Consider the following 2,927-nt stretch of genomic DNA (forward strand, 5'->3'; position numbering starts at 1 on the left):
GCAGTGAGACGATAAAAATACATTCCGCTCGAAAGCGTGCTTGCATCAAACTGAACTTCGTGCATTCCTTCTTCAAGTAGTTCATTGTTCAAAAGTGTTGCGACTTCCTGCCCGAGAACATTGTAAATCTTCAATGTTACATTCCCAACAGCCAACAGCGAAAAGCCAATAGCAGTTGTCGGATTGAACGGATTCGGATAATTTTGGAAAAGAGAAAATTCATTCGGCAATATTTTCTTATCCGAACTAATTAATTGCACTTGTTTTGCAGTTGCATTTTGTTTCAGAATTGAAATTTCGCTTACCGATTTTCCTTTTATCAATGTCATCGCGTAGGCATTTTTCTTTCCGCCCGAAGACGTATTTCCTTTTACAATCGCAATGGAATCAATTACATAATTTTTTCCCGACACGCTTGTATCAATCGCCTGATAAAATCCATCATTGATACGTTTGAGAACATTCATTACGAACAAACGCAATTGTTCAAAATCTTCTGTCGTATCAACGCTGTATTTTTTCCAGTACGTCATAATGCTGTCGTAATAATTTGCAACTTCATTCAGCGTCATTCCTTTGAGTTGCCTTCCCGCAAGTTGAATTGTCGTATCAAGCACAAGCGAGCCAAGTCCGTACGGAGTAACGCCGCTATCGCTTGCAAGAAGATTAAGTTTGAACAACAATCCCTGCGCAATCGCAGGATTATTCAACTTCGTTTCAAACTTCAGCGATTTTGCAAGTTTCTTTTTTGTATTCTTTATCGGGTCGCGCAGATAATCGAAAGGATATGCTTGTCCGTTGTGGTCGCCCGTCATTCCTTTCGCAAGTTCTTTGGCTTTCTTCAAACTCATCCATGCGTATGCTTTTGCAGAATCCGTTCTGTCAATGCCGAGAAAAGTTCTTCCTTTCGGAAACAATGTTTTGGAAACCTGTTTGCGAAACGTTTCTTCAACGGCAGTCATCAGATTCGGATGTTCCACAAGCGTTCCTTTTTTGTATTTCAACTTCACTGCATCTTGTGTAAAATCCGAAATATTATGGCTGAACGTGCGGAATTTTCCCAAACCAAATCCCGAAACATAAACAGTATCTGGAGAACTTTCCGCATCGTGGACGAAAATAATTTCCGCGCTTCTGCGATTGGAACCAACAGGAGCAAACGTAACTGCAAATACTTTGCTTTTTCCTTTTGCAATGACAATTTCTCCCGCAGGTGAAACAGTAAATTCTTCATTCGAAGATGTAACGGAAATTATACCAAGATTTACAGGACTGAAATTGGTAATGGTGATAAATCCATCTTTGCTGCTTCCCTGCGCGACGGAGCCAAAATCGGACAGCACTGGATTTGCAGAAAACGCAAAATATTCAGAAGTAAATAGTACATCTGCCGTATCTGCGTAATGATGCATTGAGTTTTTATCTGTCGCAACAAAGGAAATCATTTCCGAACCCACCCAAAATTTATACGGCACATTAAATTCTGTGTAACCATCGTTATCAATTGCAGGAACAATATTCCCTGCGCTCATTTCAAAAGGATTTTGTGGCTCACCGATAACGTTATTGTTTTGGAAAAAAATTTTTTCCAAAACAGGATACGTTTTTTGCCGAAGCGAATCGTAAAACCAGAATGTAATTTCTTCCTCCTCTTCATTTGCATAAAGAGAAAGAAAATACAACCATTTTCCAACAGCGTAAATTGGTGAAGCAACTCCGCGAATTTCATCTCCCGAAAATGCAGCAAGCAAATTTCCATTTCCCGACGTCGGCAATCCTAACGAAGCAACTTCTGCAGTTACTGACATCGAATTTTGAAAATCATTCGGATTAATTTCCCATCGTGGTTTTTCTTCGCTCGGTCCCGACGGATGAAATATGTACTTCCATTCTACAGCATCACCATCGGATGAAGTGAGGTATTCATTCAAATCAATCGCATCGAACGCGCCGCCAATACGAATAGTCTGATTGGGAATTACACTTATTTGCGGAGGAACATCCAACGCGCGTACAGTGAATTTTGCAGTGTCCGTATCAAAGTAAGCGTGTGCAGTATTATCTGTCGCTTTAAATACCAGAAGTTCTGTTCCGATAAAATTTTCCGCTTGTGTTATCGAAACAATATTTCCTGTGCCAATCGAAACATTCAATTGCACATTTCCGCTTACGCTCCATTGTATTTCATCGTTATTGTATTCTGTGAGAAAAGAATCCAAATCAAACGTCAGAAAAGAATTTCCCTGTTCAATCGTTTGGTCGGGAATATTGCTCACTTCCGGCGTGCGGTCGAAGTTGTGAAGGAATCCGTGCAATACTAACGGCGCAACCGGACTACCGGTTACGCCATTAGCAACAAAAGGAAGAACTTCGATAATGTAGCCCGTTGTATCTGAAGATACGCTGTAATATTGAAACGACAATATTTCTCCTTCTGCAAGATTCGAATATGTTGTCAGAAAAAAGAAATATTGCTCCCCAACCATTACGGGGGAAGTAATTCCGCGCACTTCATTTCCAGCAAACGCCGCAAGTACATCTGTTGATGAAATACCTATTCCATCATTGATTGTTACCACCGATGTTACGTTCGCATTGAATTGAAAATTTGCAGGATTCACCGTCCAATCCGGCGGCGTTGAAAACGCAACTGTACCACATACAAACAGCAGCGTAAGCATCACATAAAGTTTTGATGTGTTCATAGTTAATTCTCTATTGCGCAAAATAAGTTTCATTGCTTTACTTTATTAACACGAGTTTCCGCGATTGGATAAAATCTCCTGCGACCATTCGATAGAAATACATTCCTGAACCAAGAGATTCTCCGTTTTCATTTTGACTGTTCCAGACAATACTTTTATATCCGGGCTGCTGATGTTCTGCAACAAGTGTTGCAACTTTCTGTCCGATCACGTCATACACCG

Annotated in this window: 2 protein-coding genes; both read right to left on the minus strand. The window is 40.5% G+C overall.

All coding sequences use genetic code 11. The annotated features are described in order from the left end of the window. On the minus strand, window positions 1–1,808 hold a 1,808-nt coding region (locus tag FJ218_11285), incomplete at its 3' end, for a T9SS type A sorting domain-containing protein (protein MBM4167484.1). A gap of 934 nt (window positions 1,809–2,742) precedes the next feature. Continuing rightward, window positions 2,743–2,927 (minus strand): hypothetical protein (locus tag FJ218_11290; GenBank protein MBM4167485.1); only part of this gene is annotated, 185 nt, incomplete at its 5' end.

It is taken from the genome of Ignavibacteria bacterium (assembly GCA_016873775.1).
Taxonomy (GTDB): domain Bacteria; phylum Bacteroidota; class Ignavibacteria; order UBA10030; family F1-140-MAGs086; genus JAGXRH01.